14 protein-coding genes are annotated in these 12,488 nt (G+C 63.2%); 5 read left to right on the forward strand and 9 right to left on the reverse strand.

Annotated elements, in window-relative coordinates; all coding sequences use genetic code 11:
- Positions 1-90: 90 nt before the first annotated feature.
- The 3 genes from FGK64_RS15495 to FGK64_RS15505 form a co-directional block, all read right to left on the reverse strand.
- On the reverse strand, positions 91-1,167 hold the full coding sequence (locus tag FGK64_RS15495) for a 5-(carboxyamino)imidazole ribonucleotide synthase (protein ID WP_138864737.1): 1,077 nt from the start codon (positions 1,165-1,167) through the stop codon (positions 91-93).
- The gene (gene purE / locus FGK64_RS15500; RefSeq protein WP_138864738.1) at positions 1,160-1,648 is read right to left on the reverse strand and encodes a 5-(carboxyamino)imidazole ribonucleotide mutase; all 489 of its coding nucleotides are present in this window, start codon (positions 1,646-1,648) and stop codon (positions 1,160-1,162) included. The genes FGK64_RS15495 and purE overlap by 8 nt, the downstream gene beginning before the upstream one ends.
- 99 nt (positions 1,649-1,747) lie before the next feature.
- On the reverse strand, positions 1,748-1,972 hold the full coding sequence (locus FGK64_RS15505; RefSeq protein WP_138864739.1) for a YdcH family protein: 225 nt from the start codon (positions 1,970-1,972) through the stop codon (positions 1,748-1,750).
- 176 nt (positions 1,973-2,148) lie between these two features.
- Here FGK64_RS15505 and FGK64_RS15510 point away from each other — a divergent pair, with 176 nt between their 5' ends.
- The 4 genes from FGK64_RS15510 to FGK64_RS15525 all read left to right on the forward strand — a co-directional run bounded on the left by FGK64_RS15510 (position 2,149) and on the right by FGK64_RS15525 (position 4,624).
- The gene (locus FGK64_RS15510) at positions 2,149-2,562 is read left to right on the forward strand and encodes an Hsp20 family protein (protein ID WP_138864740.1); all 414 of its coding nucleotides are present in this window, start codon (positions 2,149-2,151) and stop codon (positions 2,560-2,562) included.
- Between the two features lie 4 nt (positions 2,563-2,566).
- Positions 2,567-2,791 carry a DUF1150 family protein gene (locus FGK64_RS15515; protein WP_138864741.1) on the forward strand — a complete coding sequence of 75 codons (225 nt, stop codon included), beginning with the start codon at positions 2,567-2,569 and terminating at the stop codon, positions 2,789-2,791.
- A gap of 84 nt (positions 2,792-2,875) precedes the next feature.
- Positions 2,876-3,751, forward strand: coding sequence for a PhzF family phenazine biosynthesis protein (locus tag FGK64_RS15520; protein WP_138864742.1), 876 nt, complete (start codon positions 2,876-2,878; stop codon positions 3,749-3,751).
- A 63-nt stretch (positions 3,752-3,814) separates the two neighbouring features.
- The gene (locus tag FGK64_RS15525; RefSeq protein ID WP_171054101.1) at positions 3,815-4,624 is read left to right on the forward strand and encodes a glycosyltransferase family 10 fucosyltransferase; all 810 of its coding nucleotides are present in this window, start codon (positions 3,815-3,817) and stop codon (positions 4,622-4,624) included.
- Between the two features lie 54 nt (positions 4,625-4,678).
- Here FGK64_RS15525 and FGK64_RS15530 read toward each other — a convergent pair whose 3' ends face one another.
- The 5 genes from FGK64_RS15530 to FGK64_RS15550 form a co-directional block, all read right to left on the reverse strand.
- Positions 4,679-6,394 carry a bifunctional sulfate adenylyltransferase/adenylylsulfate kinase gene (locus FGK64_RS15530; RefSeq protein WP_138864744.1) on the reverse strand — a complete coding sequence of 572 codons (1,716 nt, stop codon included), beginning with the start codon at positions 6,392-6,394 and terminating at the stop codon, positions 4,679-4,681.
- 157 nt (positions 6,395-6,551) lie between these two features.
- On the reverse strand, positions 6,552-8,228 hold the full coding sequence (locus FGK64_RS15535; RefSeq protein ID WP_138864745.1) for an adenylate/guanylate cyclase domain-containing protein: 1,677 nt from the start codon (positions 8,226-8,228) through the stop codon (positions 6,552-6,554).
- Positions 8,229-8,440: 212 nt separating this feature from the next.
- Positions 8,441-8,791, reverse strand: a complete 351-nt coding sequence (locus tag FGK64_RS15540; RefSeq protein WP_138864746.1) for a ribonuclease E inhibitor RraB — start codon at positions 8,789-8,791, stop codon at positions 8,441-8,443.
- A 6-nt stretch (positions 8,792-8,797) separates the two neighbouring features.
- Positions 8,798-9,781: a thioredoxin-disulfide reductase gene (gene trxB / locus FGK64_RS15545; protein WP_138864747.1), complete on the reverse strand. Its 984-nt coding sequence runs from the start codon at positions 9,779-9,781 to the stop codon at positions 8,798-8,800.
- Between the two features lie 154 nt (positions 9,782-9,935).
- Positions 9,936-10,556: a VPLPA-CTERM sorting domain-containing protein gene (locus tag FGK64_RS15550; protein ID WP_138864748.1), complete on the reverse strand. Its 621-nt coding sequence runs from the start codon at positions 10,554-10,556 to the stop codon at positions 9,936-9,938.
- A 301-nt stretch (positions 10,557-10,857) separates the two neighbouring features.
- Between FGK64_RS15550 and FGK64_RS15555 the strand changes: the two genes are divergently transcribed.
- Positions 10,858-11,358 (forward strand): Lrp/AsnC family transcriptional regulator, encoded by a 501-nt coding sequence (locus tag FGK64_RS15555; protein ID WP_138864749.1) that lies wholly within the window; start codon positions 10,858-10,860, stop codon positions 11,356-11,358.
- Positions 11,359-11,366: 8 nt separating this feature from the next.
- On the opposite strand, the gene FGK64_RS15560 is transcribed toward FGK64_RS15555, so the two are convergent.
- On the reverse strand, positions 11,367-12,155 hold the full coding sequence (locus FGK64_RS15560; RefSeq protein ID WP_138864750.1) for a Hint domain-containing protein: 789 nt from the start codon (positions 12,153-12,155) through the stop codon (positions 11,367-11,369).
- Positions 12,156-12,488 lie beyond the last annotated feature (333 nt).

Below are 12,488 nucleotides of genomic sequence, written 5' to 3' on the forward strand. Positions count from 1 at the left end.
CTCTTGTGGCCCAGAACCTCTGGACCCTTTCATTATTCCCAAAATACTCCGGGGGAGTCCCGCAGGGACGGGGGCCGCGCCCCCTCTCCGCTATTTCCCCGCGCTGCGAATCCGGTTGACATGGCCCATCTTGCGGCCCGCCTTCACCTCGGTCTTGCCGTAGAGATGCAGCGCGGTCGCCGATTCCTTCGCCAAGTCGTGGGCGCCCAGAACGGCCTCGCCGATCAGGTTTTCCATCTGAACGTCGCTGTGCCGGGTGCCATCGCCCAAGGGCCAGCCGGCCACGGCGCGGATGTGCTGTTCGAACTGGTCCACCGCACATCCATTCTGGGTCCAATGGCCGGAATTATGGACGCGCGGGGCGATTTCGTTCACCACCAAACCGGCGTCGGTGACGAAAAGCTCGACCCCAAGGACACCGACGTAATCCAGCGCGTTCAGGATGTTGGCAGCCAACAGCACGGCATCGCTGCGTTGGGCCGGGGTCAGCCGGGCGGGCACATCTGTGGTGTGCAGAATGCCATCCACATGCACGTTCTCGCCCGGGTCGTAACAGGCAATCTCGCCCGTCACGCCGCGTGCGGCGATGACCGAGATCTCGCGGCTGAAGGTCACGAATCCTTCGAGGATCGCGGGGGCGCCGCGCATCTCGGCAAGCGCGCTGGCCGCGTCATCCGGCGTTTTCAGCCGCGCCTGACCTTGGCCGTCATAGCCAAAGCGGCGGGTTTTCAGGATCGCGGGCGCGCCAATGGTGGCAAGGGCGGCCTCAAGTCCGGGCAGATCAGAAATGTCCGCGAAGGGCGCGGTTTTCAGCCCCAGCCCTTGCAGGAATGTCTTCTCCGTCAGCCTGTCCTGGCTGATCCGCAGGGCTTCGCGGCCCGGGCGGATCATTGCCTTGGAGTCCAGCAGGTCCAGTGCGGCGGTTGGGATGTTTTCAAACTCGTAGGTCACCACATCGACCGAATCGGCGAAGGCAGCCAATGCGGCCTCATCCTCGTAGCTGGCAGTGGTCACGCGATGCGCCACGTCGCCCGCGGGCGGGTTGGCGCCCGGTTCGTAGATATGCGTGCGCAACCCCAGCCGCGAGGCGGCGGCCGAGAGCATACGCCCCAGTTGCCCGCCCCCAAGAATGCCGATCGTCGCGCCAGAGGTCAGGGGATCACTCATCGCGGGGTTCCTCCGGGATCGAGGCCGAAAGATCAGCGCGCCATGTGTCCAGACGTTGGGCAAGCTCAGGATCACCCAAAGCAAGGATGCCCGCCGCCATCAGCCCGGCATTTGCCGCACCTGCTGCGCCGATGGCCATCGTTGCCACCGGGTACCCTCGTGGCATCTGCAAGATCGAATAAAGCGAATCCACCCCCGAAAGCGCCCGCGTCTGCACCGGGACACCAATCACCGGCACCCGCGTTTTCGAGGCCATCATGCCCGGCAGATGCGCCGCGCCCCCGGCGCCCGCGATGATCACCTGCAAGCCGCGATCGACCGCGCCCTTGCCATAGTCCCACAGCCGGTCGGGTGTGCGATGCGCTGAAACGATGCGTTTTTCATAGGCGACGCTCAGGGCGTCGAGGATCTCGGCGGCTTCCTTCATCGTGGGCCAGTCTGACTGGCTGCCCATGATGATCCCGACCTTCACGTTCTGCATGTACTGCCCCCGTATCGCGAGCGCGCACTATAGCCAAACGCCTGCCGCAGGCAATCCGCGCGGCGTGTGCAAACCGATGAGCAGCCCGGGTTTTTTGCCTCAGGCGATGATATCGGGAGTCAGGCGGTCTTCGATGCGGGAAATCACGTCTTTCAGGCGCAGCTTCTGCTTTTTCAGGCGCTGCACGGTCAGCTGATCGGCGGTGCCGCGTTCGACCAGGGCCAGGATCGCCTCGTCAAGATCGCGATGCTGGCGGCGAAAGACCGCAAGTTCGACGGTCAGCACGTCATCCGTCTTCATCGAGATATCAAGCGGGGCGTTCATCGGGCGAATCGACTCAAGTCATTGAAGGTGATGGGGAGTTTACTCTTTTGTAACCTTTGCGCCTAGTCCTGCGGCTGCTCACTTGTCACTTGGCAGTGCTGCCCCCATATTGGGTGTGCACGGTCGCCAAAACGGGGCCGCGCGCGTGTCGCTTTGCTGTTAAAGGACCGAACGACGTGACCAAACTGACCCTTGGCTCGCACCCGCACATGCTGGGTTTCGAGCAGCTGGAACGCCTTCTGGAACGCACCGCCAAGTCGGGCAACGAAGGCTATCCGCCGTTCAACATCGAACAGACTTCTGAACAGTCCTATCGGATCACTCTCGCGGTGGCCGGTTTCGCCGAGGAGGACCTGCGCATTACCGTCGAAGACCGCCAGTTGGTGATCCGCGGACGGCAGCGCGATGACAGCGATGGGCGGGTGTTCCTGCACCGCGGCATAGCCGCGCGCCAATTTCAGCGGACCTTTGTGCTCGCCGAAGGCGTTGAGGTTGGAGAGGCCGTCATGGAAAATGGCCTGCTTCACGTGGATCTGACCCGCGCCGTTCCGGAAACCGTGGTTCAGACCATTTCGATCAGAAAGGGGTAAGGGTATGAATACGCCTATGAATCTTGAAGACGCATCGCGGCGCATCGTCTATGTGAAGCCGATCGCGGTGGCCGACCTGCCGCAAGAAGTGCAGGATGAAGCTGGCGCGCTTGACCAGATCTATGCCGTGCACAATTCTGATGGCGAGCAGCTTGCGCTTGTCGCGAACCGGCAGCTTGCCTTTTCGCTGGCACGCCAGCACGATTACGCGCCGGTCAGCCTGAACTAAATCCAAGGGCCGCCCGGGCGAACCGGGCGGTGTGACTGGCACAGCCCGGCGACTATGAACCATAAAACCGGGAGCCTGCGTGCCATGGCTGACTTTGATTTTGACTGGGTCGATGCCTTTACCAACCGCGCCTTTGGCGGCAACGGATGTGCGGTTGTACATGGCGGCGCGGTTTTGCCGAACGAAACCTGTCAGGCCTTCGTGCGCGAAACCTCTTTGGTCGAATGCACGTTTACGGGCCCGTCCGACGTAGCGGATTTCCGGGTGCGATACTTTATGGCCGACCGGGAGATCCCTTTTGCGGGGCATCCGACGCTGGCCACCGCGGCCGCATTGCGTGACCGGGGAATGTTTGATGGCGACAGGGTGACATTTGAAACCGGGGCAGGGATCGTGCCGGTGTCAGTCGACGGCGACATGATCGAAATGACGCAAATTGCCCCCAGTTTCGGCCAGATGATCGACGCGGCGTTGATTGCCCGCATTATCCGCCTGTCCCCCGATGAAATCGTCGAGCCACCGCAAATGGTGTCGACCGGGCTGCCGTTCTGCATCACGCTGCTGCGGGATCGGGCTGCGCTGAAGGCCGCGCGCCTGGACGTCGGCGCTTTGCGCGAATTTCGGGAATTGGTGGGCGACGAGGCGGTCGAACCGTTTCTGGTGACGCTGGGTGGTGCGACCGAGGCGGGCGACACGTTTTCCCGCCTGCTGCTGGCGCCGCCCAGCCCGCCCGAGGATGCCTTTACCGGGTCGGCAACCGGCGCGATGGCGGCGTTCATGTGGAATCGCGGCTTGATCGAAGGCGATGAATTTATTGCCGAGCAGGGCCACGGGATGAACCGTCCCGGGCAGGCCCGGGTGCGCCGTGTGGGCCCTCCCGATGCGATGACCGGCATCAAGGTTGCGGGCCGCGGGTTTGTTCTGATGCGCGGGCGCGTCGATCTGCCCGAAGAGGCCTGAACCGTGTCCGTCCCGGACGTTGCAATTGCCGTTTTGCCATACGAGCACCGGCAGGGGCGCGACATGGCACAGACCCCGCTGGACGATCTGCATTGGCCGCTAGGCCGGCCCAAGCGGCTGGCGGGTGGAACAGTTACCGACATGGGGCCGCAGGATCACCTGATCGTTTACCCCCGCACGGTGACCCATGTGCACGCCCGGCGCGGTGTCCGCGCGCGCGTCTCGCTGCTGATGGGCGAACCGGCGGCAATTCACGGCAAGCACATCGCCCTGCTGCATCTGACCGGGCGGCGCTTCTGGCGGGTACTGACCTTCAACGACACGCTGCTGCGCCGCCTGCCGAACGCGGTACTGATGCCCTACGGCACGACATGGGTGCCGAACTGGCGCGAATTGAGCCTGAAGAAGACCAAGATGATTTCGCTCATCGCCTCGGCCAAGCGGGATTCGGCAGGGCACAAGCTGCGCCATGCCGTGGCGGACTGGCTGGGTGACACGGGCCGCGACGACGTGGACGTGATTGGCGGCGGCTATGCCCCCTTCGAGGAGAAATCCGACGGCCTCGCACCCTACCGCTATTCCGTGGTGATCGAAAACGTGCGCGAGCGGAACTATTTCTCGGAAAAGCTGATCGACGCGATCCTCTGCGATACGGTGCCTATTTATTGGGGGTGTCCCAACATCGCCGATTTTCTGCCGACAAATGGCATGGTGATCTGCCAGTCCGAGGCCGACATTCGCCGCGCGATCGATGCCTGCACGCCCGAAGATTACGCCCGGCGCATCGGCGCCCTGCGTGCGATCAAGCCAAAGGCCGAAGGGTTTTGCGATCTGGAGCGCCGCGCCGCGCAGGCCATCGCCGAAAGCCTTTGAAAACAAAAAACGCGCCCCGCAGGGCGCGTTTCAATGGTGCGGTCCGGGGCCGGATCAGCCCGCGATCAGACCCATGTTTTCCAACTTCAGCAGAACCTGGTGGGCGCAGTTGTCCACATCTGTGCCTTCGGTTTCCACGCGCAACTCGGGGTTCTCGGGCACGTCGTAAGGGTCGGAAATGCCGGTGAATTCCTTGATCTTGCCTTCGCGCGCCAGCTTGTACAGGCCCTTGCGGTCGCGGCGTTCGCATTCCTCGATCGTGGTGGCGACGTGCACCTCGACAAAGGCGCCATGCGCTTCGACATCTTCCCGCACCGCGCGGCGCGTGGTGGCATAGGGTGCGATGGGCGCGCAGATCGCGATCCCGCCGTTCTTGGTGATCTCCGACGCGACATAGCCGATGCGGCGGATGTTCAGATCGCGGTGCTCTTTCGAGAAGCCCAGTTCCGACGACAGGTTCTTGCGCACGATGTCCCCGTCCAGCAGCGTCACCGGGCGGCCACCCATCTCCATCAGCTTGACCATCAGAGCGTTGGCGATGGTGGATTTCCCAGAGCCCGAGAAGCCGGTGAAGAACACGGTGAAGCCCTGCTTCGAGCGCGGCGGCTTGGTGCGGCGCAGTTCCTTCACCACTTCGGGGAAGCTGAACCATTCCGGAATTTCCAGCCCTTCGGCCAGGCGGCGGCGCAGCTCGGTGCCCGAGATGTTGAGGATGGTGACGTTGTCCTTGTCCTCGATCTCGTCCATCGGCTCGTACTGTGCGCGTTCCTGCACCCACACCATGTGCTTGAAGTCGACCATTTCGACGCCGATTTCATCCTGATGCTTGCGGAACAGATCCTGCGCATCATAAGGGCCGTAGAAATCTTCGCCTGCCGAGTTCTTGCCCGGGCCCGCGTGATCGCGGCCGACGATGAAGTGGGTACAGCCGTGGTTCCGGCGGATCAGACCGTGCCACACGGCCTCGCGCGGGCCGGCCATGCGCATCGCCAGGTTCAGCAGCGACATGCTGGTGGTAGCGGCCGGGTATTTGTCCAGCACGGCCTCGTAGCAGCGCACGCGGGTGAAGTGATCGACATCGCCGGGTTTCGTCATGCCGACAACCGGGTGGATCAGCAGGTTGGCCTGAGCCTCTTTCGCGGCGCGGAACGTCAGTTCCTGGTGGGCGCGGTGCAGCGGGTTGCGGGTCTGGAAGGCAACGATGCGGCGCCAGCCCAGCTTGCGGAAATAGGCGCGCAGCTCGTTCGGGGTGTCGCGACGGGCGCGGAAGTCATAGTGGATCGGCTGTTGAATGCCGGTCACGGGGCCGCCCAGATAAATCTTGCCAGCCTGGTTGTGCAGGTAGTTCACCGCCGGGTGCGCATCGTCATCGGCGCCAAAGACCTTCTCGGCTTCGCGGGCCTTGTTCGGCTCCCAGCGGTCGGTCACGGTCATGGTGGCCAGGATCACGCCTTCCTGATCGCGCAGGGCGATGTCTTCGCCAATCTCCAGCCCTTCGGCGAATTTTTCGGACACGTCCAGCGTGATCGGCATCGGCCAGAGCGAGCCATCGGCCAGCCGCATGTCTTCGACGACGCCGTTGTAATCCTCTTCGCTCAGGAAGCCCTTGAGGGGGCTGAAGCCGCCGTTCATCAGCAGCTCGAGGTCGCAAATCTGGCGCGGGGTCAGATCGTGGCTTTTCAGCTCACCCGCCTCGACCTTGAGTTTCTGGGCAGAGTCGTAGGAAACATAAAGCTCGGGAATAGGCGCTAGATTGCTAAGCATGGTCATATCAACACTTTCGGTTTTACGGGTCGTCGTCGGATCAGGGGCCGGGGGAGGCCAGTCGGGCTGCGCATAGACCCGGAGCGCCGCGATTGTCTAGGTGTCGTGGCGCGATTTTCGCGGGCTGAGGTGTTTTGGCGCAATTTCCCGCGCAAAGCGGGTGTCAGGGCGTAGATGCGGCGCCAAGACCTTGCACATCCTGCGCCCGGTTCAGAGCCAGCGCCTGCACCGGTGCTGCCACACCGCGCAGGTCCAGTGTCAGGACGGTGTGATCGGTCAGATCGATTCCGGCGGCCTCCAGAACCGCAGCCGAAACCAGCAGCTCGACCGACAACTCCTTGGTCATTGCTTCCAGGCGGCTGGCCGCGTTGACGGTTTCTCCGATGATGGTGCGTGGGGCGTGGCCGGTGGCACCGATTTCGCCCTGCACCAGCTCGCCCAGATGCAAGCCGATCCCGACGCGGATTGGCGCGGCGCCCTCGGTGGCAAGCGCGGAGTTGAACTGCTCCAACGCCTGCCCAATGCGCGCGGTGGCGTCCAGGGCCTGCTTGGCAGAGTGCGCGCCTTCGGCCGTATCGAACACCGCGAGCAACCCGTCGCCAAGGTATTTGTCGATCTGACCGCCGGCGTCGGTGATGGCCGGCACGATCGCGTCAAAGAACCGGTTCAGCAAAAATACGACGTCGTAGGGCAGCTGCCCCGTGGTGCGCGCGGTGAACCCCCGGATGTCCAGAAAAAGGATCGCCAGTTGCCGTTCGCGCCCAAGGCTGGAATGCGCGCGGGCGCGGGTTCCATCGGGCCGAAAGACGCGATGCACCTGTATCGCGCCGGTTGGGCGCAATTGGCAGGCCAGCCGCGTGCCGGGCGCGGCGCCCACGGCGGCAAGGCTGCGAGTTTCGGCCTCGGACGGCGGCGGCAGGCTGTCGGCCCCATCGGTGACGATCACGCGGCAGGTCGTGCAGCGCCCACGCCCGCCGCACAGCGACGTATGCGGCACCCCATTCGCGCGCGAGATTTCCAGAAGCGTGGGTCCGGTGGGCGAGGTGACGGTGGGGCCGTCGATATAGCTCACGCGCAGCGACCGGCTGCGGCGCAGGTATTTGCGCGCAAGCGGCACGGCGGCGACAACCGCAAGCAATGCAAGGAAACCATTCGTCAACGCGCTCTCCAGGGCGAAGAGGCTGGCGAAGATTGCCCCATCCGGCCAGTTCAGCGATTGCATCAGCCGCGCGCGGGCCTCTGCATCGGCCAGCTCCGGCGCCACCTGCCGGCCCGCAGCCAGGAACCCTGCCAGCGACAGCGCCGGCACCAGCGCCGCCAGCGCTGTCATCGCCGGAAGATGACGACGCCAGCGTGGCGTTGTCCGAAGCCACACATGCAACCCCAGGCAGCCATGGGTCCAGACAATCAGCATCAGGGCGCTTTGCCACCACGCGTCGGGCGTGCCGAAGATCAGCGCGACAAGATAAACCATGCGATCGTTCACGGCGAACAATTCGTGCGCGGCGCGGGTGAAGACAATGTGCGCAGCCAGCAGAAAAGGAATTGCCAGCCCGAGGGCAATCTGGAAGGCCTCCCAAAACGGCATTCTGACAGTTCGTCGCCCCGCCAATCGCGCCAATGCCAGTCCGGCATGCACGATCAGCGCACCATAAACCAGCACCGTGCCGGGCAGACTGCGGGTGACTGCAAGCCGCCAGTCCTGCGCCGCGTGCATGACCTCAAGCGAGGCCAGACCCAACGCGATGTTCAGAAAGTGCAGCCCGGCATAGATGAACAGGATCAGCCCCGAAGCGATGCGCAGCCGTGTCGCAAATGTGCCGCGCCAAAGTGCCGTCATGCGAATATCTCCGCCGCCTCTCGCGCCAAGCGTGACCATTTGGAGGGGTGGGGTCAAGCGGGCCGTCAAAAGGGGGCTCTGCCCCCGCCCGCTGCGCGGACTCCCCCGGAGTATTTCGGGAATAATGAAGGGGACACGCCGCTGCTTCTTTGGGCCAATAAATATCCCCGCCGGAGGCATCGCGCGTCAGCGCAATTTTTCGCGGCAAGCGTTCAGGCCTCGAATCCCCATCCGTCTGGCGCAAAGCCATGCTGCGCGGCAATCCGGGTGGCGTGGTCTTCTCCGGCCCAGATACTGCTGGCCGAGAGCGGCTGGTCGGTCAGGGTCGCCACGATATAGGGTTGATCCTCGGGGTCGTCCATCTCGTCGATCCAGGCCACATCATAGCCTTCTTCGGTCAATGCCTGCGCCAGCGGCCGCCAGTCGGCCTCTTCCGACCCGGGCACCAGAAAATAGTCGATGTCGGCGCTGTCGGGAAGCGCGCCATCGCGGGCCAGGTCGTCGAAGCTCGCGTAGGTTTCTGCGCGTTGCGCAGCCAGATCCGGGCGTGTATCTTCCGCCATCGGGGCTCAGCCCACCACGGCCACGGGCGCGTCGGGCGCAACCTCGGCATCGCCCTGTTCGGCCAGGAACCGTTCGGCGTCCAACGCGGCCATGCAGCCCATTCCGGCGCTGGTAACGGCCTGACGGTATTTGTGGTCGGTCAGGTCGCCCGCCGCGAATACGCCGGGCACGCTGGTTTCGGTGCTGCCGGGTTTAACGCTGACATAGCCGCCATTGTGCAGTTCAAGCACGTCTTTCACCAGCTCGTTCGCGGGGGCATGGCCAATCGCGACAAAGACACCCTTGGCCGGGATTTCCGTGATTTCGCCGGTATCGACATGTTTCACGCGGACCGCTTCAACCCCCAGCGGGGCGTCGGTGCCAACGACTTCGTCCAGCACATGATGCCAGAGCGGTTCGATCTTGGGGCTCTTCATCAGCCGGTCGATCAGAATTTTCTCGGCGCGCAACTCGTCGCGGCGGTGGATCAGCGTGACCTTGGACGCGAAATTGGTGAGGAACAGTGCCTCTTCCACGGCGGTGTTGCCTCCGCCGATCACCACGATTTCCTGCCCGCGATAGAAGAAGCCGTCGCAGGTGGCGCAGGCAGAGACGCCGAAGCCCTTGAACTTGTCCTCGGACGGCAGGCCAAGCCATTTGGCGCGCGCGCCGGTGGCCAGGATCACCGCGTCTGCCTCGTAGACGGTGCCGCTGTCGCCCTTGGCGGTGAAGGGCCGTTGCGACAGGTCGAGATCAGAGATGATATCGCCGATGATCTCGCATCCCATCGCCTTGGCGTGGGCTTCCATGCGGACCATCAGGTCGGGGCCCTGTACCTCGGTATCGCCGGGCCAGTTTTCCACTTCGGTGGTTGTGGTCAACTGGCCACCGGGTTCGATGCCCTGCACAAGGATCGGCTCCAGCATGGCGCGGCTGGCGTAGACACCCGCCGTATATCCGGCCGGGCCGGACCCGATGATCAGAACCTTGGTTTTGCGCGTCTCGGCCATGGTGCCCTCCGTCAGTGGTTGAACGGCATATACGCATCATGGGCGGCCGAGGAAAGGGTGCCGGGACGCAAAGCCGCCAGAACCGGGGTGACAGGGCGCAAACAGAAAAAGGCCCGGCGCTTTGCCGGGCCTTCCAAAATCGCAGGGTTGCGATTTACGATTTCTTGCGGCGCAGGAAGGCCGCGCCACCCAGTGCGCTGATCAGCAGCAGGCCACCGGCCGGAAGCGGAACCTGACCGGGGTTCGGGTTGCCGGGGTTAGAACCGTCGGTGCTGATGACGGATTTGGCGAGCGACACCAGCCAGCCACCGTTGGTCACGTTGATGTCCATGCGGACCTGCAGGCCGGCCACGATATCGTCGATCAGGGCGCCGCCGGCGGCGGCAAAGATGTCGAACTCGGTGAAGGAGAACGCGTTGTTGTCGCCCTCGAGCGAGCCAAGCAGAATCCAGGTGTTGGTCGCGGCGTCGAAAGCTTCGATGTTGTCGACTTCGCAGTTCGAGGTGCCGCAGGGCGATTCATCGACGTCATAGGCCGAGATGTTCAGGACCGCCGAGGTGAAACCGGAAGCAATGGCGTTGTGCTGCCAACCCCAGTCTTCGCCCGCGCCACGGTAATAGGGCGACGTGGTTTCCTGGCCGAGGGTCGGCACGAAATATGTGCCTGCCTGACCGGATGTCGCATCAATCGTATCAACGGTTGCAGCAGAAACCATGCCGGCAGTTGCCATGAGGCCAAATGCGGCAGCGGCGATGGTATGGGAAAGTTTCATCATTAGTATCACTCCAAAAATACTGGTACGGACAGAGCGTCCATAAACAAAAAATTACCACATTTGATTAAGCCTTTCCAATAAATTGACGCGAAATTGCCGCAATTCTAGGCCTTTTGCGTCGGCTCCGGCGATAAGGTGCGGGTGTTTGCGTTAACTGTTCTTGTATTGATGACAGTCCGGCGAGCGGTTTCCCAAGCCGCACCGAACGGCGCGCCCGATTCGCACTTGTTTTCATGTCGCGGAAGAATCTTGCGCGTCACGGCGGGGTTGCTATAACAATCGCAAACCAAATGAGGGGTTAATGCTTTTGAATCGTCTGGACCCCATCGACCGCAAGATCCTGGCAGAGCTTCAGGCCGATGGCCGCATGACCAACGTCGAACTGGCGCGCCGGGTGGGGATTTCGGCGCCGCCCTGTTTGCGCCGCGTGCGCACACTGGAAGAAGCCGGGCTGATACGGGGCTATCATGCCGAGGTCAACGCCCGCGATCTTGGGTTCGAGGTGCAGGTTTTCGCGATGGTCGGCTTGGACAGCCAGGCAGAAAGCGAGTTGAGCGCCTTTGAAGAGCGGTGCCGCAACTGGCCGCTGGTGCGCGAGTGTCACATGCTGAACGGCGAAGTCGATTTCATCCTGAAATGTGTCGCGCCCGATTTGTCGAGCTTTCAGTCTTTCCTGACCGGCGAATTGCTGACCACGCCCAATGTGGCCAGCGTCAAGACATCGCTGGTGATCCGGGTCGCCAAGGATGATCCGGGCGTGCCCTTCGACATTCTGGAAGACCGGCTGGGACGCACGGCCTGACGCAAGGCCTAGGCCGACAGGCTGGTGGACGAATAGTCCTCATCGGCACGCGGATGCGCCAGTGGGCCGAAATCGCCGAAGTGTTCGGCGTGGGCGAACATCGAGAAATACAGAGATTTCATCTGGTGGCTAAGGGCTCGGCCGGCGTTGGGGCCGGGGTGATAGGTCTCGAAATCCAGCCCACCGATGCGGATCGTGCTGTGGTGGCGCAGGCAGATGTGGAACAGTTCAACCGCGGCGGGCGGCGCGGTTTCGATCACGTTCAGCCCGTCCACGAATTCCTGCACCGGGGTCAGCATCTGGGCGCCCTTCGCCGCGCCGCGCATATGCGCGGGCGTATACAGCAGACGTGCCGCGTGCCCGGCCACGACAAAGGCGGGCGGGCGTTGCATTCCGAAGGCATCGGCAGTGATCCGGGTCAGGCGCATGTTGCGACCTTGCGGCCCCGGGCGGCCCGGCACGATCATGCAGGACCCTTTCCAGAGCAGAGTCTGTTCGCGGTCTTCTGCGGTGATGATGCGGTCGCCCGGCAGCAGATCCTCAACCGCGACGGGGCCCATATCCGTGTCGATCAGCGTGCCGCGCGAAAAGGCGCAAAAGGCATCTTCGAACAGGGGCAGGGCAGGGGCGATATGGCGGGTGTCAGTGACCTCTCCGTTCGGAAGAAGCGCGCTCACCTCGTATCGGCGCAATTGCTGCTTGGGACGTGCCCGCAGCGCGGCCGGGTCGTTCAGATCGGGCGATACGGTTTGAACAGCGCGCTGCGCAGCCCGCGACAGCGAGGTGGGGATTGTCATAAAGGTCGGCCCTTTCCAAATCAGGGTCGAGTCTCTCGCCGGCCCCCACCGACAACGACAGATCGACAACATTGCTGCGAGATCTGTTACATGGACTTAATGGCGTAAATTCGCTCAAATTGTCAAAGAATAAGGAACTTTGGGGGCCAGCGTGGCATCAATGTGGCCGTTGGCTTGGGAACTGTTCCGGCCGTCGCGACCAATTTACCAACTTCGGGTCGAATCGGGTGCGTGATGGAGATTCGTGCCAACCGGTCGCCGGGTATGAAAAAGCCCGCCTCGCAGGGCGAGACGGGCGTTTTTCCCGAGCCGGTGGTGGGGGCAAATCCGGCA

Source organism: Arenibacterium halophilum (assembly GCF_005938225.1).
GTDB classification, from domain to species: Bacteria; Pseudomonadota; Alphaproteobacteria; order Rhodobacterales; family Rhodobacteraceae; genus Arenibacterium; species Arenibacterium halophilum.

What these genes read in the sequence shown, in the direction of transcription:
- FGK64_RS15495 (WP_138864737.1), bottom strand. Translation starts at nt 1,167, where the DNA reads ATGAGTGATCCCCTGACCTCTGGCGCGACGATCGGCATTCTTGGGGGC.
- purE (WP_138864738.1), bottom strand. Translation starts at nt 1,648, where the DNA reads ATGCAGAACGTGAAGGTCGGGATCATCATGGGCAGCCAGTCAGACTGG.
- FGK64_RS15505 (WP_138864739.1), bottom strand. Translation starts at nt 1,972, where the DNA reads ATGAACGCCCCGCTTGATATCTCGATGAAGACGGATGACGTGCTGACC.
- FGK64_RS15515 (WP_138864741.1), top strand. Translation starts at nt 2,567, where the DNA reads ATGAATACGCCTATGAATCTTGAAGACGCATCGCGGCGCATCGTCTAT.
- FGK64_RS15520 (WP_138864742.1), top strand. Translation starts at nt 2,876, where the DNA reads ATGGCTGACTTTGATTTTGACTGGGTCGATGCCTTTACCAACCGCGCC.
- FGK64_RS15525 (WP_171054101.1), top strand. Translation starts at nt 3,815, where the DNA reads ATGGCACAGACCCCGCTGGACGATCTGCATTGGCCGCTAGGCCGGCCC.
- FGK64_RS15530 (WP_138864744.1), bottom strand. Translation starts at nt 6,394, where the DNA reads ATGACCATGCTTAGCAATCTAGCGCCTATTCCCGAGCTTTATGTTTCC.
- FGK64_RS15535 (WP_138864745.1), bottom strand. Translation starts at nt 8,228, where the DNA reads ATGACGGCACTTTGGCGCGGCACATTTGCGACACGGCTGCGCATCGCT.
- FGK64_RS15540 (WP_138864746.1), bottom strand. Translation starts at nt 8,791, where the DNA reads ATGGCGGAAGATACACGCCCGGATCTGGCTGCGCAACGCGCAGAAACC.
- trxB (WP_138864747.1), bottom strand. Translation starts at nt 9,781, where the DNA reads ATGGCCGAGACGCGCAAAACCAAGGTTCTGATCATCGGGTCCGGCCCG.
- FGK64_RS15550 (WP_138864748.1), bottom strand. Translation starts at nt 10,556, where the DNA reads ATGATGAAACTTTCCCATACCATCGCCGCTGCCGCATTTGGCCTCATG.
- FGK64_RS15555 (WP_138864749.1), top strand. Translation starts at nt 10,858, where the DNA reads ATGCTTTTGAATCGTCTGGACCCCATCGACCGCAAGATCCTGGCAGAG.
- FGK64_RS15560 (WP_138864750.1), bottom strand. Translation starts at nt 12,155, where the DNA reads ATGACAATCCCCACCTCGCTGTCGCGGGCTGCGCAGCGCGCTGTTCAA.